At 37.2% G+C, this 21,684-nt stretch carries 20 protein-coding genes; 7 read left to right on the top strand and 13 right to left on the bottom strand.

From position 1 onward, the window contains the following. The first annotated feature begins 11 nt into the window (after positions 1–11). A complete protein-coding gene (locus QUD79_RS10070) occupies positions 12–1,748 on the top strand; it encodes a thiamine pyrophosphate-binding protein (protein WP_184423156.1) in 1,737 nt (578 codons plus the stop codon). A gap of 132 nt (positions 1,749–1,880) precedes the next feature. After that, positions 1,881–3,692: an acyl-CoA dehydrogenase C-terminal domain-containing protein gene (locus tag QUD79_RS10065; RefSeq protein ID WP_184423158.1), complete on the top strand. Its 1,812-nt coding sequence runs from the start codon at positions 1,881–1,883 to the stop codon at positions 3,690–3,692. A gap of 94 nt (positions 3,693–3,786) precedes the next feature. On the opposite strand, the gene QUD79_RS10060 is transcribed toward QUD79_RS10065, so the two are convergent. The 3 genes from QUD79_RS10060 to fadE all read right to left on the bottom strand — a co-directional run bounded on the left by QUD79_RS10060 (position 3,787) and on the right by fadE (position 8,064). Further along, the gene (locus QUD79_RS10060) at positions 3,787–4,452 is read right to left on the bottom strand and encodes a TetR/AcrR family transcriptional regulator (protein WP_184423160.1); all 666 of its coding nucleotides are present in this window, start codon (positions 4,450–4,452) and stop codon (positions 3,787–3,789) included. Between the two features lie 77 nt (positions 4,453–4,529). Next, positions 4,530–5,417 (bottom strand): 1-acylglycerol-3-phosphate O-acyltransferase, YihG family, encoded by an 888-nt coding sequence (yihG, locus tag QUD79_RS10055; RefSeq protein WP_184423162.1) that lies wholly within the window; start codon positions 5,415–5,417, stop codon positions 4,530–4,532. Positions 5,418–5,625: 208 nt separating this feature from the next. Beyond that, on the bottom strand, positions 5,626–8,064 hold the full coding sequence (gene fadE, locus QUD79_RS10050; RefSeq protein ID WP_184423164.1) for an acyl-CoA dehydrogenase FadE: 2,439 nt from the start codon (positions 8,062–8,064) through the stop codon (positions 5,626–5,628). Between the two features lie 215 nt (positions 8,065–8,279). On the opposite strand from fadE, the gene QUD79_RS10045 reads away from it, so the two are divergent. Next, positions 8,280–9,062, top strand: a complete 783-nt coding sequence (locus QUD79_RS10045) for a class II glutamine amidotransferase (RefSeq protein ID WP_184423166.1) — start codon at positions 8,280–8,282, stop codon at positions 9,060–9,062. 59 nt (positions 9,063–9,121) lie between these two features. Here the strand turns inward: QUD79_RS10045 and QUD79_RS10040 are convergent, their stop codons facing one another. The 3 genes from QUD79_RS10040 to purM are packed head-to-tail and all read right to left on the bottom strand — an operon-like array spanning position 9,122 to position 11,566. Further along, on the bottom strand, positions 9,122–9,856 hold the full coding sequence (locus tag QUD79_RS10040) for a DUF3108 domain-containing protein (RefSeq protein WP_184423168.1): 735 nt from the start codon (positions 9,854–9,856) through the stop codon (positions 9,122–9,124). 15 nt (positions 9,857–9,871) lie between these two features. Then, positions 9,872–10,513, bottom strand: a complete 642-nt coding sequence (gene purN, locus QUD79_RS10035; protein ID WP_184423170.1) for a phosphoribosylglycinamide formyltransferase — start codon at positions 10,511–10,513, stop codon at positions 9,872–9,874. 6 nt (positions 10,514–10,519) lie between these two features. After that, the gene (purM, locus tag QUD79_RS10030; protein WP_184423172.1) at positions 10,520–11,566 is read right to left on the bottom strand and encodes a phosphoribosylformylglycinamidine cyclo-ligase; all 1,047 of its coding nucleotides are present in this window, start codon (positions 11,564–11,566) and stop codon (positions 10,520–10,522) included. Positions 11,567–12,036: 470 nt separating this feature from the next. On the opposite strand from purM, the gene QUD79_RS10025 reads away from it, so the two are divergent. Next, on the top strand, positions 12,037–13,134 hold the full coding sequence (locus tag QUD79_RS10025; protein ID WP_184423174.1) for a DUF2066 domain-containing protein: 1,098 nt from the start codon (positions 12,037–12,039) through the stop codon (positions 13,132–13,134). Further along, complete coding sequence (hda, locus tag QUD79_RS10020; protein ID WP_184423176.1) at positions 13,135–13,854, top strand: DnaA regulatory inactivator Hda; 720 nt, start codon at positions 13,135–13,137, stop codon at positions 13,852–13,854. 12 nt (positions 13,855–13,866) lie between these two features. Here hda and QUD79_RS10015 read toward each other — a convergent pair whose 3' ends face one another. The 5 genes from QUD79_RS10015 to QUD79_RS09995 are packed head-to-tail and all read right to left on the bottom strand — an operon-like array spanning position 13,867 to position 18,729. Then, complete coding sequence (locus QUD79_RS10015) at positions 13,867–15,792, bottom strand: hypothetical protein (RefSeq protein ID WP_184423178.1); 1,926 nt, start codon at positions 15,790–15,792, stop codon at positions 13,867–13,869. Positions 15,793–15,835: 43 nt separating this feature from the next. Then, positions 15,836–16,228 carry a DUF2069 domain-containing protein gene (locus tag QUD79_RS10010; protein WP_184423180.1) on the bottom strand — a complete coding sequence of 131 codons (393 nt, stop codon included), beginning with the start codon at positions 16,226–16,228 and terminating at the stop codon, positions 15,836–15,838. 19 nt (positions 16,229–16,247) lie between these two features. Then, positions 16,248–16,589 (bottom strand): arsenate reductase (glutaredoxin), encoded by a 342-nt coding sequence (gene arsC / locus QUD79_RS10005; RefSeq protein ID WP_184423182.1) that lies wholly within the window; start codon positions 16,587–16,589, stop codon positions 16,248–16,250. A gap of 42 nt (positions 16,590–16,631) precedes the next feature. Then, positions 16,632–18,089 (bottom strand): beta-barrel assembly-enhancing protease, encoded by a 1,458-nt coding sequence (gene bepA / locus QUD79_RS10000; protein ID WP_246454892.1) that lies wholly within the window; start codon positions 18,087–18,089, stop codon positions 16,632–16,634. A 1-nt stretch (position 18,090) separates the two neighbouring features. After that, positions 18,091–18,729: a hypothetical protein gene (locus tag QUD79_RS09995; protein ID WP_184423184.1), complete on the bottom strand. Its 639-nt coding sequence runs from the start codon at positions 18,727–18,729 to the stop codon at positions 18,091–18,093. Between the two features lie 160 nt (positions 18,730–18,889). Here QUD79_RS09995 and QUD79_RS09990 point away from each other — a divergent pair, with 160 nt between their 5' ends. Both QUD79_RS09990 and QUD79_RS09985 read left to right on the top strand, forming a co-directional pair. Continuing rightward, entirely contained in the window at positions 18,890–19,114 is a 225-nt protein-coding gene (locus QUD79_RS09990; RefSeq protein WP_281401804.1) for a sulfurtransferase TusA family protein, read from the top strand. 4 nt (positions 19,115–19,118) lie between these two features. Further along, positions 19,119–20,198, top strand: a complete 1,080-nt coding sequence (locus tag QUD79_RS09985; RefSeq protein WP_184423187.1) for an AI-2E family transporter — start codon at positions 19,119–19,121, stop codon at positions 20,196–20,198. 399 nt (positions 20,199–20,597) lie between these two features. On the opposite strand, the gene bcp is transcribed toward QUD79_RS09985, so the two are convergent. Then, positions 20,598–21,068, bottom strand: a complete 471-nt coding sequence (gene bcp, locus QUD79_RS09980; protein WP_184423189.1) for a thioredoxin-dependent thiol peroxidase — start codon at positions 21,066–21,068, stop codon at positions 20,598–20,600. Positions 21,069–21,091: 23 nt separating this feature from the next. Next, the gene (locus QUD79_RS09975) at positions 21,092–21,631 is read right to left on the bottom strand and encodes a glycine cleavage system transcriptional repressor (protein ID WP_184423191.1); all 540 of its coding nucleotides are present in this window, start codon (positions 21,629–21,631) and stop codon (positions 21,092–21,094) included. Between the last annotated feature and the right edge of the window lie 53 nt (positions 21,632–21,684).

The raw sequence follows: 21,684 nt of genomic DNA, 5'->3' as shown, positions 1-21,684 counted from the left end.
GAGTATATGTTATGAATAAAACAGCAGCATGGCTAGTTCGGTACGCATTAGAGCAAATAAATGTAAGGTTCACATTTGGTATTCCAGGGGTTCACAATACTGAAATTTATGATGAGTTAGCGCATTCACCATCAATTACTCCAGTATTAGTGACCCATGAGGGTTATGGTGCCTTTATGGCTGATGCAGTAAGCCGTAGTAGTGATAGTATCGGTACATTGGTGATAGTGCCTGCTGCTGGTGCTACACACGCCGCTAGTGGTATTGGAGAAGCTTATCTAGATGGTATACCAATGCTGATTATTTGTGGTGGGGTAAGAAATGATTCACAGTTTGACTACCAGCTCCATGATATGGACCAGCATAAAATGTTAGAAGCAATTACTAAAAAAACATATAAGGTTAATACTCATGAGGAAGTGGTGTCTACAATATTTGAAGCGTTTACTGTCGCAAACGAAGGGGAGCCAGGGCCTGTTTTTGTCGAAATTCCTGTAAACTTGCAGCTAGATAAAGGTGCGATCGCACAATTGCCAGTTTATCAACCCAAAATAAAATCACTAGAGCACAATATTGAAGATGAAATTAATCAGGCTGTTGAACTTTTAACTAACGCTAAAAACCCAGGTATATTTGTTGGTTGGGGGGCGGTTGAAGCTAGCGATTTAACCAGTGAAATTGCGGATATTTTAAATGCACCTGTTTCGATCACATTACAAGGGCTAAGCGCCTTTTCCGCTAAGCATCCTTTGCATACGGGGATGAGCTTTGGCCCTGCAGCAGTACCGGCTGCAACTAATGCATTTGAACACTGTGATTGTTTGTTAGCTGTAGGTACCCGATTTGCGGAAATAGCCACGGGCAGTTTCGGCGTAAAAGTACCTGAAAACTTAATTCATATTGATATTAATAAGCAGGTTTTTAATGCCAATTACCCAGCGAAAGTAACGATGGAGGGTGATGCTGTTTTACTATTAAAAGCACTAGCGCAAAAGCTAAAAAGTACAGGTTTTAAACATACTGATGTAGCTAATGTTAAACAAACAAAAATAAAGCAAGACAAGCAGTTATACCTTGAAGAATGGTTTAATCATGATAGCGGTAACCGAGTAAATCCAACGAGCTTCTTTTTAGCACTACGCCAGCAAATTGATGACGATGCTTTTGTGATCGCTGATGATGGTAACCACACGTTTCTAACGGCAGAGCTTATGCCTTGTTATTATCCCAAACACTTTTTCAGCCCAACTGACTTTAACTGTATGGGGTATGCGATTCCAGCTGTTATTGGTACAAAGTTAGCGAATCCTCAGAAGCAGGTGGTTGGTATTATTGGAGATGGTGCATTTTTAATGAGCTATACCGAGCTTTTTACTGCCTCAAATTTGGGCGTAGGAGCCATATTTACTATATTTAATGATGGAGAATTAGCACAAATATCACAAGCACAGTCAGTTCCTTATAATAAAAAAACTTGTACCGTATTGTCTAATTTGAAATTTAAAGCGTTAGTAGAAGCAAGTGGCTGCCATTATCTGCGTATTGAAACCAATCGAGATATTAATACTGCTATTAGTCAGGCAATTAAATTATCTACGGACGGTGTTGCAGTGGTATTAGATGTAAATATTGATTACTCGAAAAAAACACGTTTTACAAAAGGTATTATTGCTACTAACTTAAAGCGCATGAAGTTTCCAACAAAAGTACGAATGATCAGTCGGGCACTTTGGCGCAGAGTTAATTAACAGTTTGGCGTGTGTTTGTATTAAAAGCGTGCTGTTAAAACTTTATTCGAATAAGAGGTAAGACCAGTTGACTTTGGTATTATTCCCATGGTTAACTATGCTTAGTTACGATCATATTCTTGGAGTGCACCTATGCTTACTTATAAAGCACCACTAATGGACATTAAGTTTTTATTTGAAGATGTCTTAAAATATTACCCACATTATGAAAAATTTCCTGAGTTTGAAGATGCGACTCCAGACATGGTTGACGCAATTTTACAAGAGTGTGCAAAATTTTGTGAAAACGAATTATTACCAATAAACCAAAGTGGTGATAAAGAAGGCTGCACCTTTGATAAGGGTGAGGTTCGCACTCCTAAAGGTTTTAAAGAAGCGTATCAGCTTTATGTAGAAGGCGGTTGGCAAAGTTTGTCACATCCTGTAGAGCATGGCGGACAAGGTCTACCACCATCATTAGGTATGGCTAAGTCTGAATTGATGGGCACAGCTAACTGGTCTTGGGCTATGTACCCGGGCCTTAGTCATGGAGCCATGAATACAGTACAGGCTCACGGCACCGATGAGCAAAAAGAAATTTATCTAACAAAACTTACTGAAGGTACTTGGACAGGTACCATGTGTTTAACCGAACCTCAGTGTGGAACCGATTTAGGGCAAGTAAAAACTAAAGCCCAGCCAAACGAAGACGGCACTTATGATATAACCGGCACCAAAATATTTATTTCTGCTGGTGAGCATGATTTAACTGAGAATATTATTCATATTGTGCTTGCTCGTCTACCAGGTGCACCTGAAGGTACTCGCGGTATTTCATTATTTATCGTGCCTAAAATGACAGTTGATGCTCAAGGTAATTGTGGTGAAAATAACAATGTGGCTTGTGGCTCATTAGAAGATAAAATGGGCATTAAGGGTTCGGCTACTGCAGTACTAAATTTTGACAAAGCAAAGGGCGTGTTAATTGGACCTGAAAATAAAGGTCTAGAATGTATGTTTACCTTTATGAATACGGCACGTGTTGGTACAGCGTTACAAGGTGTTTGTGCATCTGAGTTATCGTATCAAAATGCTTTAATATATGCCAAAGAGCGATTATCAATGCGCTCTTTAACAGGGAAGAAAAAACCAGAATTAGTCGCTGATCCAATTATTGTTCATCCCGATGTTCGCCGTATGTTGCTAACGCAGAAGGCTTTTTCTGAAGGCGGGCGAGCGATGATATATTATGCGGCCAAATTAGTTGATATTCTTGAGACATCAAAAGACGAAAAAGAGAAAAAGCGTGCAGACTATCGTTTAGGTTTTATTACACCTATTTTAAAAGCATTTTTAACCGAAGTAGGTCTTGAAAGCGCTAACCATGGTGTACAGGTATTTGGTGGTCATGGCTATATTAAAGAGTGGGGTATGGAGCAAATTGTTCGTGATACTCGAATAGCGACACTTTATGAAGGTACAACGGGCATACAAGCGCTTGATTTACTTGGACGTAAAATTTTATTAAGTCGAGGAAAGTCACTTAAAAGCTTTACAATGGAAGTACTAGGCTTCTGTAAAGATAAAAGTATGATTTCAAGTAATCCTTATAAACGTCAAATGAATAAGTTTGTATGGCCATTAAGTAAAGCCGTAGCTAACTGGCAGCAGTATTCAGTTAGACTTGCCATGAAAGCGAAGAAAGATCGTGACATTGTTGGCTCTGCATCCGTTGATTACCTAATGTATTCTGGTTATATCGTAATGGCTTATTTTTGGGCGCAGATGGCGCAGGCTGCTTATGAAAAACTAGGTGGTGAAGTTGAAAATCGTGATTTTTATCGGGCAAAAATAAAAACAGCCGAATTTTACTTTGAAAGGTTATTACCTCGTACTAAGTCGCATGCGGCAACGATGATGGCTGATCCTAAAACTTTAATGCAATTGGACGAAGAGCTCCTTTAATTGACTAAAGCAATACTTAGTTAAGAAAAAACGCTACGATATAGTATATCGTAGCGTTTTTATTTTATCTAAGAGCGTTATTTCCAATACAAACTTATTTCAATTTCATTATCCAGCCAACAACTCGGTTAACCTGCTCGTATATAGCAGCTCTATCAATTTGATCTACTGGCAGCATAATGTTTCTATATTCTATTTGCGTAAAAATGGTAAATAATATGTCGGCATCTAACTTTGTGTTTTCTTGATCAAAGTATTGGCAAAGCTTCACAAATGGACCAAGTAATAAATTTCTATGTTGATCTGCCAACTCACGTAACTGAGGTGTAGTTTGTATCTCGGTAAACAATAATTGCTCTACGGCTAAAGCAATTGGCATTTCTGTTACTTTATTGATGATATATTCAGTTGCAAGCTGTGATAGTTGCTCACGTACTTGCTTTTTAACCGACACTTTTTTTAGCTGTGTTTTACCTATGGCGTCTAAGTAATCAAAGGCTTGCTTCCAAGCAAAATCAGTTAGTTGGGTGATATGCTCAGAGTTTAGTTTAAACGCTTGATGAACTAGCTCTTGAATATCTTTAAAATAATAGGTTGTTAAAGATAATTGAATGTTCGCATGATTGGCGATAGCACGGTGAGTTGTTCCTTTTATTCCGTTATGGGCTAAAATATCAATAGCGGCGATTAGAATGTTATTTCTGGTTTGTTCACCTTTACTGCGACGTTTAACCGTTACATTTTCCTTTGTAGCTAACATAGTATTATTTTCCTCCTATTTAATTAACATTAAATTAACGTATTAGTGATTGTATTTCAATAAAATCTTTCAAAATTTTATTTCAAAATATGCATAATAGTACTATTTTTTTTACACCAAATACTATTGAGCCACTGTTGGAATTTCAACTTAAAAGCAGGATCATTGTTGTAATCACCAATTAAACACTCATCAACTTCAACTTGTTCTATGTTAATAATTACCTTGGTTAAACGTCCTTTTAGTACATCTTTCATAATGTTTTTTGAGGGGGAGTTGTAAGCTAGAGTAATATTCAAAATTTTATTAAATTGCGTACCCAAGGTGGCAAGAGTGAAAGCAATACCGCCTGCTTTTGGTGGAAGTAAATGGCTAAAGGTTGGGTTTTGTTGCTGCTTAATTGTTGTAAAGCGAGTCCCTTCAACAAAATTTATAATGGTTGTTGGGTGCTGTTTAAAAGAATTGCATGATTTTTTTGTAGCTAAAATATCTTGTCCAGCTAAGTGTGGGTTTTTAGCGATAAAAGCCTTTGAGTAGCGTTTCATAAAGGGCATATCTAAAGCCCAACAACCAACGCCTAAAAATGGGACTTTCTTTAATGATTCTTTTAAAAAGTATTTAGGATCTGATGTGTATTTTCTGCAAAAATGAGATAGCACAATAATGTCTAACCAACTCTGGTGGTTTGCAATTAGCAAATACCACTCATTTTTACTGAGGTCTTCAGTACCGGTCATCTGCCAATCAATACGATTAAATAGTGAAATAATTAAAAAATTATTTAATGCCCATAATCGATAAAAAAAATGCATTGGTGCATAGAGTAAGCGATGAAAAAAGCTTATTGGAATTAATAATTTTAATAAGCCACCTAAGGTAATAATAGATCCAATAATAACTAAATTTAAACAAAATAATATAAATGAGAATGGCATCAACACTGCTGATGGTAAAAAAGACAGCATTAAAAAAAACCTAATTTGAGTATACACTTGTTACTATTTTAACGAGGTTTGCAGAGGAAAGGTATTGCTTTATTTGTTACAACTGTGCGCTAGAATTATATGGGCTGATTTTAAATAAAATAAAATCAAGTAGATATAAAAAAAGGCAAGCAATATTTTGCTTACCTTTTGTAGTCATTAATGGTGCTTTAATCGCACTAATTGATAATTACTTTGACTGCTTAGCAAATTTAGCTGTAATTAATTCACTATTGTCAAAATCATCTACATTAATTGCTGCTAGTCGACCTACTTCAGTCTTTCTTAACAGCGCGGCTTCGGCCTCAGTTATCAAGTTTGCGGCTAAACCTCTATCTGCAACCTCACCTAAACGATAGAAAGGCAATCGTTCACCGAGCGCTTTACAAATTTTATCGAAAATTGGCTCACTGGCAAGAATATCATCTAATGTTTGCTCTAATTGTCCCAACAAATTATCTTCGTCGCGGGTTAAGTACTGACCTTTACCTAATGCTGTTCTTGCCGCACTAGGTGTTTGTAGTAATCGTGCCACGCTATGATCTAATTCATCAGATGGCTTTTGTAGCCAAGTCCCTAGTGGGAAGATTATCAAGCGTAAAGCGCCTGCTACTATCTTATTAGGGAAATTGTTAATTAACTCATCAATAGCTTGTTGTGTGCGGTATAAAGAGTCTTCAGCAGCCCACTTTACCATAGGTAGTTCTGATGCTTGTCTACCTTCATCGTTAAAGCGCTTGAGCGTAGCACTTGTTAGATACAAGTAGCTTAAAACATCACCTAGCCTAGCTGAGATGCGCTCTTTGCGCTTTAAGTCACCACCAAGCACAAGCATTGCTATATCTGATAACATCGCTAAATTTGAGCTAAAACGCGTCATTAATTGATAGTAACGGCGCGTATCATCGTTAAAAGGTGCTTTAAGGATACGAGAACCAGTAAATGAGAACCAAACTGAGCGAACAATATTACTTATTGCAAACCCGATATGTCCAAACAATGCATGATCAAACTCTTTCACTGCTTGTTGCTCATTTTCATTATTACCAGCGGCTAGCTCAGCTAATACATACGGATGACAACGAATAGCGCCTTGTCCATAGATAATTAAGCTACGTGTGAGGATGTTTGCACCTTCAACAGTTATTGCAACTGGAGCACCTTGGTAGGCACGTCCTAAGTAGTTATTTTCACCTAAACAAATACCTTTACCTCCATGGATATCCATAGAGTCATTTACACAATCTCGCATTTTCTCGGTTAAATGATATTTAGAAATTGCAGAAATTACAGATGGTTTTTCGCCTAGGTCGATAGCACCTGTCGACATAATAGTCACAGCATCCATTAGGTATGCATTACCACCAATGCGAGCCAATGCCTCCTCAACGCCTTCCATTTTACCAATGGGGAGTTTAAATTGTCGACGAATACGGCTATATGCACCTGTAGCTAGTGCTAATGATTTTATACCACCAGCACTATTCGAAGGTAATGTTATCGCTCTGCCAACAGATAAGCACTCAACTAACATTCTCCATCCTTGGCCTGCCATTTCTGGGCCACCAATAATATAGCTTAATGGCACGAATACCTCTTCACCTTGCGTTGGACCATTTTGAAATGGCACGTTTAATGGAAAGTGTCTTCTGCCTGTAATAACACCTTCAACACTTGTTGGTATTAAAGCACAGGTTATACCCAAGTCTTCTTCATCACCTAGAAGGTGATCAGGATCTTGTAATTTAAAAGCTAAACCGATAACAGTAGCTACAGGAGCCAGCGTAATGTAACGCTTATTCCATGTAAGTTTCATACCTAATACTTCTTCGCCGTCGAACTCGCCTCGACAAACAATACCAAAGTCAGGAATTGCACCAGCATCAGAGCCAGCTTCAGGGCTGGTTAAAGCGAAACAAGGTATCTCATCTCCTTTAGCTAAGCGTGGTAGGTAATAGTCTTGTTGTTCCTTAGTACCGTAATGTTGTAATAATTCACCAGGGCCTAACGAATTCGGCACACCTACAGTACTTGCTAGTACTGTGCTTGCACCCGATAGTTTTTGTAAAACACGAGATTGTGCAAAAGCAGTAAAGTCTAAGCCACCATATTGTTTCTTAATGATCATGGCAAAAAACTTATTGTCTTTTAAAAACTGCCAAACTTCTGGAGACATGTCTGTACGATCATGTGTGGTTTCCCAGTCATTAATCATTTTACAAACTTGCTCAACAGGGCCGTCAAGAAACGCTTGTTCCTCAACACTTAAGCTAGGCTGAGGGTAGCTATGGAGCTTGTTCCAATCTGGAGCTCCTCGAAACAGATCAGCTTCAAACCATGTTGTTCCTGCATCAATAGCTTCTTGTTCAGTGCGTGACATTTCAGGCATTATTTTTTTGAACATAGCCAATAATGGTTGGCTAATATATTTTTTACGAATATCACTAACGTTTAACGGAACAATGATCACCGCAAATAACAGCCAAGAAAAAAACGAAATAACATCTATGAAGGTGCCAAGTGCCATTATGGCAGTAAAGCCTAATGTAAAAGTAGATAGTGATGCACGGCTATAAGCAGTAAAACCACTAAATGCGATTGCAACTAGAATCCAAGTAAAAGCGTCCAAAGTAACTCCTTAAAGTGTAAAATACAGGTCAGACCACTAAGCTAAAGCTTAATTCTAAGTGTAAAAAATAGCAACGTGTTTTTAAAAATTTAGTATAGTACATTTCGCCTACTTAATTTCTACTTTAATCGTTATGATGCTAAATAAGTAAACAGGCTATAAATAGTGTAAAACGAATATCCCTAAATACAATCAGTGAAGTGGTAAATCTTTCTATGTGTGAATTACTTGCAATGAGCGCTAATGTGCCTACAGATATATGTTTTAGCTTTAGTGGACTCATGCAAAGAGGTGGTAACACTGGGCCACATAAAGACGGTTGGGGCATTACTTTTTACGAAGGAAAAGGATGCCGAAGCTTTAAAGATCCTTTGCCTAGCGCTAAATCAGCAATAGCAAAACTGGTCACAGAGTACCCTATTAAAAGTGAGGCGGTTATATGCCACATCAGACAGGCAAACTCTGGTGCGGTTTGCTTAGAAAATACTCACCCATTTATTCGGCAAATGTGGGGCAAAAACTGGACCTACGCACACAATGGGCAGCTGAAAGATTTTGCTGAAAACTTACCCGTAAAATTACATATTCCGATAGGAACTACTGATAGTGAGCATGCTTTTTGTTGGCTGTTAGATCAACTACAGAATAAGTTTGGCACTAAAGAGCCTGAGCCAATTGAGCTTTTTACTTATGTAGCAACGCTATCTTCACAAATTAATGTATTAGGTGTATTTAATTTATTATTAAGCAACGGAGATTGTTTGTTTGCATTTTGCTCAAATAATTTACATTGGATAACCCGAAAGGCACCTTTTGGTGAGGCTACGTTAATTGATGCAGAAGTGAAAATAAACTTTCATCATGAGACTACCGATAAAGATATTGTGACAGTGATAGCTACACAACCACTTACCCAAGACGAATGTTGGCATAAAATGACAAGTGGACAATGGCAACTTTTTTGTTTAGGCGAGTCACTAGCAAGTGGCGAGGCTTAATAATAATGATTTAGAACCTTATATTACTAAGGTCCTAAAAGAGGGCATGCTGCAACTTATTATTCAGTTACGGTTACTGTATTGAGTTGAGCTTCAAATTGTTCAACACCGCCTTTAGCTTGGTATAGTTTTACCAGTAAATAATCTAGCTCTGGAGCAAACCATGCATAGGTTACACGTTTTTTTTCTACTACTTCTCGTTTGAGCTTAATGGTTTTAACTAAGCCGTATGGTAGCATTAATTCTTCTTCACCATCATATTGATAAACATAGTTTTTGATTTGATCTTCATTTTTAATCACGGGATAAACAAAAAGCTTTTGCTCCGGATGTTTTATTAAGTTGAACCTATGCTGTAAATGATAACTCAAAGAGTCTTGCACGTTTGAAGGAAACTCAATAGTGAAACTTTTGTTCTTTTCTACATTAGTTGCAGTTGACGCATCAATATCAAATTGCCAGTGAGATGATTTATCTCTACCAGTGCCTTCCCGAGTATAGTGATAATCTACTGGTGTAACATGATCACCACTTATTTCGACTAATGAAGTTTCTTTGCGATCATCATTGAATATTAACCATTCAATGCTTGTTTGGTAGCTATATTCGAACAACCCGTTATCGAGCTTTTTTAACTCTCTAGTGGCAGTGCCTACGGACTTTGATTTATGAATAATTGTGTAGTTAGCAATAAAAGGTTTAACCATGATTGGAGCTGTTGTTTTTTCTTCGCCATGAACTGTTGTCACCAGTAGACCATAAAAAACACTTAAACAAAGTAACTTCTTCAACATAATCAACCTTTTTATTTAATCGCTAGCGTAGCCAGAAATAGGCAATATCTTACCGTCTAATACGGCTTTCTCGTTAATCATTTTTACTCGACCACTGCAAAACCACTTTACCACTAATGGGTAAATACGGTGTTCCTGATCATGAACTCTACTCGCTAACTCGTCAATGGTATCGCCTTCAAAGATAGGGACCTTAGCTTGTAAAATAACAGGGCCACCATCTAGTTCCTCTGTAACAAAATGAACACTTACACCATGTTCGTTGTCTTTTGCGTCAATGGCACGTTGATGGGTATTTAGTCCTTGATACTTAGGCAACAAAGATGGATGAATGTTCAATAACTTTCCAGAAAAATGTTGAACAAACTTAGGGGTTAATATTCTCATAAACCCTGCAAGAACAACTAAATCAGGTTTGAGGTGATCTATTTGCTTAATTAACGCTTGATCGTAGCTTTCTCTACTATCATAGTCTTTATGAGAGATTGCATGGGTTGCAATACTGTTTTCTTGGGCTCTAATTAAACCATAAGCGTCGGCTTTATTAGAAATAACACCAACAACTTCACCAGGATAGCTAGGTGTTTTGCAAGCATCAATTAATGCTTGCAAATTAGTACCACTGCCCGATATTAATACCACAATGCGGCTAGGCATAGATACTTATCCTTTGTTAATAATCACTTGCTCTTGATCCGCTGCTAATGGTTTGATTTCACCAATATGCCAAGCGTTTTCGCCATTTTTAGTTAAAATGTCAAGGCTTTGATCTACTTTGTCGGCGGGAACAACAAGGATCATTCCAACACCACAGTTAAATGTACGGTACATTTCATGTGTAGTGATATTACCTTTTTCTTGTAACCAGTTAAAAATAATTGGCCATTCCCAGCTCGATTCATTAACTACTGCTTGGGCATTGTCAGGTAATACGCGAGGGATATTTTCCCAAAAACCGCCACCAGTAATGTGTGATAACGCGTGTACATCCACTTCTTTAAGTAATGCTAATACTGATTTTACATAAATTTTAGTAGGTTCCATTAAGCGGTCAGCAATTGAATTCCCGTCAAGCATTTCTGAGGTATCTGTATTATTAACTTCTAGTACTTTACGAATTAAAGAATAACCGTTTGAATGTGCTCCAGATGAACCTAAAGCGATTAATTGATCGCCTGCTGCTACTTTACTACCGTCTAATAAACGAGATTTTTCTGCAACACCGACACAAAAGCCAGCAATATCATAGTCGCCTTTGTGATACATCCCCGGCATTTCTGCGGTTTCACCACCTACTAATGCACAACCGGCTTGAACACAACCTTCGGCAATACCTTCGACAACGGCAGAGGCTACTGCTACATCTAGCTTTGCAGTAGCATAATAGTCTAAGAAAAATAAAGGCTCAGCACCTTGTACGATTAAATCATTCACACACATCGCTACAAGATCAATACCAACGGTATCATGTTTAGCCAAGTCTATTGCTAAACGTAGTTTTGTGCCAACACCGTCAGTTCCTGCTACAAGTACTGGTTCTTTATACCCTGTGGGTAATTGACAAACTGAACCAAAGCCACCAAGGCCACCCATTACTTCAGGTCGAGTTGTGCGTTTTACCGCGCCTTTAATGTTTTCTACAAGTGCATTACCTGCATCTATATCTACACCAGCATCTTTGTAGCTTAAAGACTGTTTTTGTTCGCTCACAGGGGAAACCTCTATTTGTTGCCATTTAGTCGTAATTGCGCATATTCTATCAGCGCAAGCGCGCGGTGAAAATCTTTATGATAAATTATTTTTTCCATGAATTTTTTTCAATACTTTGTGATAAGATTAAACTTATGAAAATAGCCTACGTTGTTAAGCATAGTTACTCATTCGATTTAGCCACTATCTTAGTGCATTTCAATTAAATAAGCTGAAACAATGTAACTAGTTCGCTTTAATTAAAGTATGCCTAATAATGTGAGTTAAATGTGTACCTAAAATCAAAGTTACTTTATTAACAGCGACAGCGCTATAAACTCAAATTCAATTTGCTCTAACTACCCAAACATTTGACATTCAAAGGTAGCAGGGTGTAACAATGTTAGTTGTTTTTAACTGAAAATATAATGTATTAAATACCTCTTTTGCGTTTATTGAGATGCTACAGAGATAGAGATAAAAGACCCTATATGATTAGATATTTGTTATTGTTTTTTTTACTGAATTATAGTGCCTTAAGTGCTGCGATAGAAGTAACAGACTTGTATGTTGCTAAAATTGAAGTAAGCTCGCAAAATAATAAAGAACGAATACAGGCACTTAAAGCAGCTTTGACCTCAGTGTTTTTAAAAGTAGGTGGCCAAAAAGAAGTGTTATCGTTAACAGAGATTCGGTCTGCATTAACGCGCTACAATCAGTATCTTTCAAAATATCATTACGCAAAAAACGCTGGTAAAAATTACTTGGTTGCTACTTTCGATGAAGTAAAAGTTAATCAGCTTTTTATCAATGCTAATATTCCTATATGGGGTAGCTTACGACCACAAGTGCTGTTTTGGGTGGTAAATGAAGACGGTTTATCACGTGAAATTGTTTCTGGCTCATCAAATTCAGACATTGGGCAACAGTTATTTGAGTTTTCTGAGCAACGGGGCTTACCTATTTTAATGCCTTTGATGGATTTAACAGACGCTAGTATTGTGTCAATCTCAGATGTTTGGGGACGTTTTCCGCAACCTATTATACAAGCATCTAATCGATACTCAGCTGAAACTATTATCGCAATACGCGTTTCTAATAGAAGCTTACTTTCTGAACAAGAATTACAAACCTTAGAGTCTTGCCCTTTATGTAGGCCTTCGTTAGTACTTGACTGGCATCTAATCTCTGATGTTAATAACGTTGCAAGGTTTAATATTGGTAAGTCATATCAAGGATTAGATAAATTAGCATTACTAAAAGAAGCGCTTTCAGATATCACTGATGAGATATATAAAAACTACGCGTTCAGTAGTGATGAAAATAACGACTATATTATTGATATTGCCAACGTTAGCTCTTTGTCTATTTATTCAGAAGTAACTAACTTTTTAACGCAGCTCTCAGCGGTTCAATCTGTTCAATTGATTAATGCGCAGGGTGAAAATCGTCGTTTTAAGTTAAAACTAATAGGCTCTAAACAAGCATTGTTGTCATCATTAAAACTTAACCAGTTACTGAAACAAGAATATGATCCACTTGCTCCGGTTGTTGAAAATGCTGTCCCGGTTTTTTATTGGAGCAAGTAAGTGAGTAAACAAACCCAATTAGCTTTACAAGTTCAACTTCCTGATGACGAAACTTTTATAAGTTTTCGCGGAGAAAGTCATCAAGTACTAATTGATACATTAAAAGACTATATTTCAGCTAATGTTTCAAATGAGAGTGAAGATAAGACCATTCCTGGTTATTACTTGTTTGGTTTGTCTGGTGCAGGTAAATCTCATTTATTACATGCAAGCTGCAGTTACGCAGCAGAATTAAAATTAAGCTCTGTTTGTTTATCGTTAGGGGAAGTACAGCAATATCCTGTTAATATACTCGATGGACTCGAGCAGATGGATTTGGTCTGCTTAGATGATGTTCAGTTAATTTCAGAATCTACTATTTGGCAGCAAGCTGTTTTTGATTTGTATAATCGCATAGGTGAGCAAGGTAAAAAAATAATAATTTCTGGCGATAAAAGCATAAAAGCACTTAACTTAACTTTACCTGATCTCGCATCAAGATTGTCTTGGGGTTATGTTGAACAAGTAAAGTTATTAAGTGATGAAGAAAAACTATTAGCTCTTCAGTTTAGGGCACGACAAAGAGGGCTGGTTATCAGCTATGAAGTCGCCCACTTTTTAGTGACTCGGTTGTCGCGCGATATGAACAGTTTAACTCAGGCATTAGAAACACTAGACCAAGCTTCCATAAGGGAACAGCGTAAAATTACCATTCCCTTTATTAAAGATATCTTGTTATAACGTGTTCTGTTTTTATTTTAGGCTGTTAAGGACCGGTAGCTGAACAGTCGTATACTCTCGACCAATAACTGGGGTATAGCGTATATCTTCTTGTCGGCTTTGCTTTAGTAATTCATGAGCAATAGTGTGGTTAGCTGCGTCTGTATTAATAACTAAAGTATCTCTAAAGTTACTTCCAACAGGAAAGTTAACGGGTACGGGCATGGCTGCAAGTGCTGTTATTAAATCTTCAAACTCTGGTAACACGCGCTCTACAACAAACTCTATGCGGGGCATAATATTTGCTTCGCCTTCACGGCCTCTTTGGCCCCATGCGCTATTTTCAAGGGCCTGATCAGTTATCATTACATCACGTTGAACAGCATAACGAGTTTGCATCATAAAGCCGTCAAATAACATTGCATAGTCTTCTCTCGTGCTTGAGTAACTATAAAATTGTGGTGCTGTTTCGCTTTTAAAGAAGTAGGCAATATCTTCAGGAGTATAAGCTTTTTGAGTACTATTAGCCGGAGGATCATTATGAAACCTTACACGAGCAAGCTTCCACATTTCATCACCATTTAAAGGCATAACTCGTTGTAATTGATCTGATTGAATTGCTTGTTGAGTTATTCGCCCATACGCAATTGATTCTATTTTTTCAGATCGACTTACATTGTTCCAAACAGCACTTGGGAAGTAGTCATTTGCATGAGCAAGCTCATGGTAAAGCAATGAAGCAAAACTATAGAGGGTATCTTCAATATTGCGAGAAAGACGATATCTTATGTTTGGAAAGAAGCTCGCGTAATTATTATTTTTAACATAGCGCCAAGGCATTTCAAATTGTAAATCGCTGCCAAACGATGCACGGTAATCAGGGGCTTGGTTTATGGTATCTCGCTCTTCTGGTGTAAGCCATAAATCATCAGGATCTAAATAAATAGCCCCCGTATACGATTGATAAAAAGACGGGCGTATATCATAGGAAATTACTATGGCTGTTGTAGCACGTAATAAGTTTTTAAAATCGTTGTGTTCATTATCAAACCTTTCTAAGAATGCTTTAAAGCGATCACCCATCCACTGATGTGAAACGAGGACATGATCCATTATATCGTCTACGGTAGGTGTTCTGGTAACATGAGCAATTAACGGCGACTGTGTAAAATTACAGGCGTTATTGTTCACTTTTAATTTATTTGAATAAACACAATCAGCTAATACGTTAGCTACTGGAGAATTAGGGTTATAAGGGAAGACTGTTGCTAAACGGTTGTTTTTAAAATAAGCATCGTTTGTTGAAAGTACTGGTATTTCGCTACTTTCAACGAGCACGGCAACTTTATCTGAATAGTGCTGATTGTTATGCGTAAGAGTTACTTCAAACGTGAGTAGTGTGTCTTTATTTACCGCAGGAGCGTCAAAAAATACGGCATACTTACCTTGGGTATTAGCTTCAGTAAACGTTACTGTTGGTCCAGCAACTTGCGCCCACGTTATTGTGTCGGTATCAACATCTTCATCAAAATAAGTCCGTAATGACACTGAATTTTGCTCAACTACCGCATGGCTTAACCTTAATGACATCGGGCTTAATTCGCTAGTTACGGTAATGGTTTTGTCTAATGTGCGGTAGCTTCCATTGTTGTCTTTAAAAGTAACACTAAAACCATAGTCTCCGCTTAGTGTTGTGGAAAAAGAGACCACTTTGCTTTGTTTAGCTAATAATATAACGGGTTCGCCCGAAGTTTGCGCCCAAGAGATATCAGAAATACGCTCATTAGGTGTAAATAACACTAAATCTGCACTTTGACCAAGTTTAACCTGATCTTCCATAACCACAATCGCAGCGCTCGTATTATCGCCAGGCACAAGTGTAGTGGTATCTGTAGAGTTTTTGGAGCCTCCGCAGGCAGATAAAAAGCATGCAATTAATAATGCGTATACTCTATTCATATTAGTTTAAACTCCTTTTATAATATTTATTAAGATTTAACCTTTAAGACTTATCGCTTTTCTTTTTTAAACCCAAGCCTAATTCTTGACCACGATATTTTGCATAGTATGTGCCCGAAATAAACATAGCTGAAGCAAAAATCAGCTCTAAACTAGCCCATAGGTAGTCTTCTTTAGAAACCCATAAAGTAGTTAAACTATGCAAAAAGTACAACATTACGATAAAGTTAGACCACGCATAAGTATAAGGATTGCCTTGTACTAATCCTTTTAAAGGAAACAACAAGGGTAATGTAAACATTACTAAGGTTAGTATGGGTGATAACCCTTCAGACGGGTTAATTACTAACAACCATATTGGTAAATATATTAATAAAGAGAAATAAGCAGTTAAAGCTATCTTTTTATGTGTTTGTGTTGATATATAGCGTTTCATTCCTATTATTTGATCCCAACTAGTTTATAAGTGTAAGCACGTTTTCTGGTGGGCGGCCAATAATAGCTGCGTTGTCTTTTACTACAATAGGGCGCTCTATTAATTTTGGCGTATTAACCATGGCATTAATGAGGGTTTCGTCGCTTGCACCTTTCAAGTTTTGCTCACTAAATTCAGACTCTTTAACTCGCATAATTTCAATAGGCGTTTTGTTGAGCTTTGCCAGAAGTGATAGAATTTCTGGTGCGGTTAATGGGTTTTTTAAATACTCTACCACGGTAATATCAACATTATTTTCTTCTAAAAGAGCAAGGGTTTGTCTGCTCTTTGAACAGCGCGGGTTATGATAGATTGTGTACATGTTATTTCCTGTTTTTTTTAAATTGTTACAGTGTGCAAATGGTTAATTTAACCGTCTAAGCTTATCTTGCTGGTCTTGTAATTGTAATATTCTGCCCTTTATGCGTTTTCGCACAATGGGCAAATCATCAGCATAATTCATCGCTGTTTGTAATTCGTCAATTGCTTGAGGGTAGGCACCAACAAGCGCCATTACTTCAGCTTTGCTTACATGCATTAGGGCTTTTTTATCTTGCTTGCGGTAAACGGTTGTTAATAAGTCATAAGCAATAAAGCTATCGGGATGCATTAGGAGAAAGTCTTGTAGTACTTGAGCTGATTTATCTAACTTACCCATTTCAAGAAGTACATTAGCGTAGTTTAAGGCTGCCACTTGGTTGTTAGGCATTAACAAGTTGATATCGGCAAGCATTTTCTCTGCTTGTTCAAATTTTCTTAATTCAATTAGCACATCCGATAAGGCATCAATATAAAAGAGATTGTTCGCATCACTTTTTAGAAGAGTCATTAACAATGTATATGCTTTATCATACGATTTATCTTCAAAGTACGATAAAGCTAAGCCATATTGCGCTGCGGCTAAAAATGCATAACGATTTTTATTTATCGCATGAGTAAAGTGTTCGATATTATACTTTTTATCACCTTCATACCTTGCTTTGATACGAGCTTTTGCAAGTTCGAATTCGAGTTTAGGGGGCACGCTGCGTAACGGAAAGTTTTGCGCTCGTATTCTAGCCTCAGAAACACGTGATTCTGGTAAAGGGTGAGTAAGTAAAATAGCGGGTGGCTTACTAGAATAACGATACCTCTCTAACATTTTACCAAAAAAGTTAGGCGCTCCTAGCGGATCAAAACCACTATTAGCCAAAAGAGTTATGCCTACTCGGTCAGCCTCTTGTTCATTGCCTCGGGTATAATTTATGCCCATTTGTTGGCTTGCTGCCATACTTGTACTTAATGCGGCCATACCCACAGCAGGGTTTATCATTGTAAGCAAAATACCAGACACTATCCCGGCCATTGTTAATGGCTGATTTCTGCTTTGCGCTTCAATTCTACGAGCTAAGTGTCGTTGGGTAACATGCGATATTTCATGAGCTATAACCGAAGCCAGTTCACTCTCTGTATCAGCAGTAGTAATTAGACCACTATGAATACCAATATGCCCACCAAAAAAGGCAAATGCGTTAAGCTCCTGATTGTTAACGATAAAAAATTCAAAACGATAGTTTACATCTTGAGCGTTTTTAACAAGGGTGTTGCCTAAATCATTAATGTATTCAATGAGTACAGGATCGTTAACAATAGTGCCACTACCACGCACTTGTTGCATCATCGCTTGGCCTATTTGGCGTTCTTTATCAATTGATAATACGCTAAAGCCAGAGGTGCCAATTTGCGGTAATTTGTTTTTATCCGTTGTTGCCGCCCAACTATATGAGCTCGCAAGTAATAAGCCAATAATCAATGCACAGCTTAAGCTTTTAATTTTTAGCAAGTTAGTTTTCCAAGAGTCCGTTAGGGTCATCAAGCAATTGGTTAATTTCAAGTGCGCTTTTACTTTCATTAATTGCTTGGCAAAATTTTGCAATACTAAAACCTCTGACATCAATTATCTCGAAGGATTCACTTAAAGTTGTCATTAATTCGCTTACTCTTCGATTTGCGTATTTGATTAATGCCATATCTGCCTCATCACCGTTTCTAAACGCATAAACAATAAATGATACTAAATTACTTAATCTAAATAAAACGCGCATAGATTCTGGATGCCATTGTTTAAAAGCACAATGTTCATGATCAACTAGTGTTCTGTTAATACGTTCACCTTGAACAACAGGGAAACAATGCAATTCGTAATGTTGCTCACTATAAATGTGCCTTAACGCTATTTTAGGTTTATGGGTAATGTGAATGTCACCGGCGATATCTATATGGCCACCTAAGTGAGCTAAATTTAAGTTTGAACGATTAAAAATAGTTTTATAGCCACTTTCAAACCCGTCGGTGAGAATGCTGTCTAAGTCGCCGATTGAAATAGCCGCCATGTGATATATTGTTGGTATCTCACCCCAATTAAGCTTTTTTTTAAAACTGTTCACATCTTTAAGTGTTGGGTTTATTGGTAATTCTTTCATGTAATGATAATTTAAGTCCGAATGTAAAAAAAAGAACGGTAATCGTGTTAATAATCTACCGCTACCATAAAGATTTAACTGTTAAAAATCAAAAGTACTATTGTAATCAATTGTCGCAAATTAGATAATCAAGCGAAAGAGTATCAACAATAAATATCAGATGATTTATCAATATAACGGGGTAGAAGACAAATGTCCTTTGCCACTTGTTAAAATGCGTGTCATTTTGAACAAAATGAAAAAGGATGATATTTGTATTATGCAAATATCTGATAAAGGATCGTTAACTGATATTCCTAATTATTTAACACAAAAAGGTTATCATTTTTCTCAACAGCAATTAAGTAACTCAGTAATTGAGCTGCATATCAAACAGGTAAGCTAATTTTATGGTGTCTTTTTTCACTCAATGGTATAAGCGTAAATTTTCAGACCCCCACGCTGTAACCTTATTGGTTATTTTGTTATCAATATTTTTATTTATCTATTTCTTTAGTAGTTTACTTATGCCTGTTTTTGTTGCGATTGCTATTGCATTTTTATTGGACTTACCAGTAAATCGCTTAAGTAATATGGGCTTGTCGAGATCACTGTCTAGCACTATTGTTGTTATGTTGTTTGTGGGTATAACACTCATTGCAAGTTTTGGTTTAATGCCCGTTATGTGGCAGCAAGGCAGTAACTTAATTCAAGAAATACCTCATATGGTAACAGAAGGGCAAAGTTATTTATTAACCTTGCCTGAAAAGTACCCTGAAATGGTTAAGGCAGAGCAAATAGAGTCAGTACTAGGGTTTGTTAAAAGTAACTTTATCGAATGGGGACAACTCGTATTAAAGGCGTCGCTAAATTCAATTTCAGATATAGTAGCTTTGCTTATTTATTTAATTTTAGTGCCCTTGATGGTTTTCTTCTTCCTAAAAGATAAACAACAGTTTTTACAAAGCTTTGCTGCTTTGTTACCTAAAGATCGTGAAATGGCGGTGCAGGTCGGTAACGAAATGAACCAGCAGATCATGAACTATATTCGTGGCAAAGTAATTGAAATAATCATAATTGGTGCTGCATCTACCATTACTTTCGCGCTTTTAGGCTTAAATTACGCACTCTTACTAGGTGTTCTTGTTGGTTTATCTGTACTTGTACCTTACGTGGGCGCAACCATTGTCACATTACCTGTGTTATTAGTGGCTTTATTTCAGTGGGGGCCAGGTGCAGAGTTTGGCTATGTAATGTTAGCCTATGCAATTATTCAAGCATTAGACGGTAATTTACTCGTACCAATACTTTTTTCTGAAGCGGTTAACCTTCATCCTGTTGTTATTATTATCGCGGTAATTTTATTCGGTGGCTTGTGGGGATTTTGGGGAGTGTTTTTTGCCATTCCGTTAGCAACCTTAGTTAAAGCAGTTATTACTGCTTGGTCTAACCCTAAATTTCAATTGTCAGATATAACGCCCCCTGAATAAGGCAAGCTTAAAGTCTTTGTAAACGAGATGCATATATAAGTGGTATTAATAAAAAGCTCGGCTAATGCCGAGTTTTTATTTTTACTAAATAACCTGAGTTCTGGATAAGCTAAGCACGTCAATGTCACGATTTTTGAGCGTATCTGCGTTGCCTGCATGGACGTAGGTTCTTGGTTTTTGTCTGGAACTAAAAAACCGTTAATTTGCTACTAATAGCTGGCTATTAGGTACGCAAACTTGCCTTGATTCACTCAACACTTATAACATTGATATATAACTACATAAGCAATACGATTGTTCTATAATAAGCAATTGAAAAAATATAGCTTTATCGGTGTTGCTCGTACGTCCGTTATCCAGAACTCAGGTTAAATAAAGTCTGTTTTATTAATTTTTTGCTTAAATACTTTTTAGCACTTCTAACACAACTTCATGATGAGTTTTAGTTTTGAATTTGTTAAATACATGGCTAATTTTACCGTCTAGGCCAATTAAAAAGCTTAATCGATGAATGCCATCATATTCACGCCCCATAAATTTCTTTAATCCCCAAACACCAAAGTCATCAGCAACTTTATGATCAACATCAGATAATAATGTGAAGTTTAATTCATCACGTTGGCAAAACTTTAACAAGCGTTTAGGCTCATCAGGGCTGATCCCAAATACTACTGTGTTGTGCTCGGCTAATTGCTTTTGTACATCTCTTAACCCTTGTGCTTGAACCGTACAGCCAGGTGTCATTGCTTTTGGATAAAAGTAAACCAGCACTTGTTTTTTACCAATGTAATCAGCAAGGGACACTAACTGATTGTTTTCATCAGGTAGGCTAAATAGTGGTGCCGACTCACCGACAGTAATTGTTTTCATTTTGTTTTCCCTAATGTTGAAGGTTAATCTAACTCTGAAATTTGATTGGTAGCTACTGGTTTTATACAGCCTTGAACGTCGATTTGTTCACAAAGCTCAATGTATTCAGCCTCAAGCTTTTCAATACTACTCTCTTCAGGTAAAGCGATAAGAATAGTTGCTTTTGTTTGATGGTGTTGATGATTGTATTCAGATTTTAACGATGATATATCGATATTGCGTTTAGCAAAAAAAGCCGTTACTGCTTTTAACACACCTGATTGGTCTATACCTGCATATTCAACTTGAAAGTGCTGAGTGAAATCGCAGCGTTTATAGCCAGATGTTCGTTTCATCATGGTAATTAATTCAAGTTGATGAGCAATTTGCGGGAGCTTTAGTTCAAGTTGGTTAATGGCTTTAATCGTGCCACTTAGTAACATGATCATTGTAAACTCTAAACCAAACCTTGCCATGCGACTGTCAATAATATTACAACCACAATCACTAGCGAGTTTAGTTAATTCGCTTACACTGCCTGTTCGGTCAGCGCCCATGGCTGTTAATACAAGATACTGAGACATTTTAAACCTAGGTAAACTGAAAGGGCGGTATTGTAACGCAAATTAATTATTCG

Origin of the sequence: Thalassotalea piscium (assembly GCF_030295935.1) — a bacterium.
Taxonomy (GTDB): Bacteria; Pseudomonadota; Gammaproteobacteria; order Enterobacterales; family Alteromonadaceae; genus Thalassotalea_B; species Thalassotalea_B piscium.
This window is presented reverse-complemented; position numbering and strand designations above follow the sequence as displayed.

What these genes read in the sequence shown, in the direction of transcription:
- QUD79_RS10070 (WP_184423156.1), top strand. Translation starts at nt 12, where the DNA reads ATGAATAAAACAGCAGCATGGCTAGTTCGGTACGCATTAGAGCAAATA.
- QUD79_RS10065 (WP_184423158.1), top strand. Translation starts at nt 1,881, where the DNA reads ATGCTTACTTATAAAGCACCACTAATGGACATTAAGTTTTTATTTGAA.
- QUD79_RS10060 (WP_184423160.1), bottom strand. Translation starts at nt 4,452, where the DNA reads ATGTTAGCTACAAAGGAAAATGTAACGGTTAAACGTCGCAGTAAAGGT.
- yihG (WP_184423162.1), bottom strand. Translation starts at nt 5,417, where the DNA reads ATGCTGTCTTTTTTACCATCAGCAGTGTTGATGCCATTCTCATTTATA.
- QUD79_RS10045 (WP_184423166.1), top strand. Translation starts at nt 8,280, where the DNA reads ATGTGTGAATTACTTGCAATGAGCGCTAATGTGCCTACAGATATATGT.
- QUD79_RS10040 (WP_184423168.1), bottom strand. Translation starts at nt 9,856, where the DNA reads ATGTTGAAGAAGTTACTTTGTTTAAGTGTTTTTTATGGTCTACTGGTG.
- purN (WP_184423170.1), bottom strand. Translation starts at nt 10,513, where the DNA reads ATGCCTAGCCGCATTGTGGTATTAATATCGGGCAGTGGTACTAATTTG.
- QUD79_RS10025 (WP_184423174.1), top strand. Translation starts at nt 12,037, where the DNA reads ATGATTAGATATTTGTTATTGTTTTTTTTACTGAATTATAGTGCCTTA.
- QUD79_RS10015 (WP_184423178.1), bottom strand. Translation starts at nt 15,792, where the DNA reads ATGAATAGAGTATACGCATTATTAATTGCATGCTTTTTATCTGCCTGC.
- QUD79_RS10010 (WP_184423180.1), bottom strand. Translation starts at nt 16,228, where the DNA reads ATGAAACGCTATATATCAACACAAACACATAAAAAGATAGCTTTAACT.
- arsC (WP_184423182.1), bottom strand. Translation starts at nt 16,589, where the DNA reads ATGTACACAATCTATCATAACCCGCGCTGTTCAAAGAGCAGACAAACC.
- QUD79_RS09995 (WP_184423184.1), bottom strand. Translation starts at nt 18,729, where the DNA reads ATGAAAGAATTACCAATAAACCCAACACTTAAAGATGTGAACAGTTTT.
- QUD79_RS09990 (WP_281401804.1), top strand. Translation starts at nt 18,890, where the DNA reads ATGATTTATCAATATAACGGGGTAGAAGACAAATGTCCTTTGCCACTT.
- QUD79_RS09985 (WP_184423187.1), top strand. Translation starts at nt 19,119, where the DNA reads ATGGTGTCTTTTTTCACTCAATGGTATAAGCGTAAATTTTCAGACCCC.
- bcp (WP_184423189.1), bottom strand. Translation starts at nt 21,068, where the DNA reads ATGAAAACAATTACTGTCGGTGAGTCGGCACCACTATTTAGCCTACCT.
- QUD79_RS09975 (WP_184423191.1), bottom strand. Translation starts at nt 21,631, where the DNA reads ATGTCTCAGTATCTTGTATTAACAGCCATGGGCGCTGACCGAACAGGC.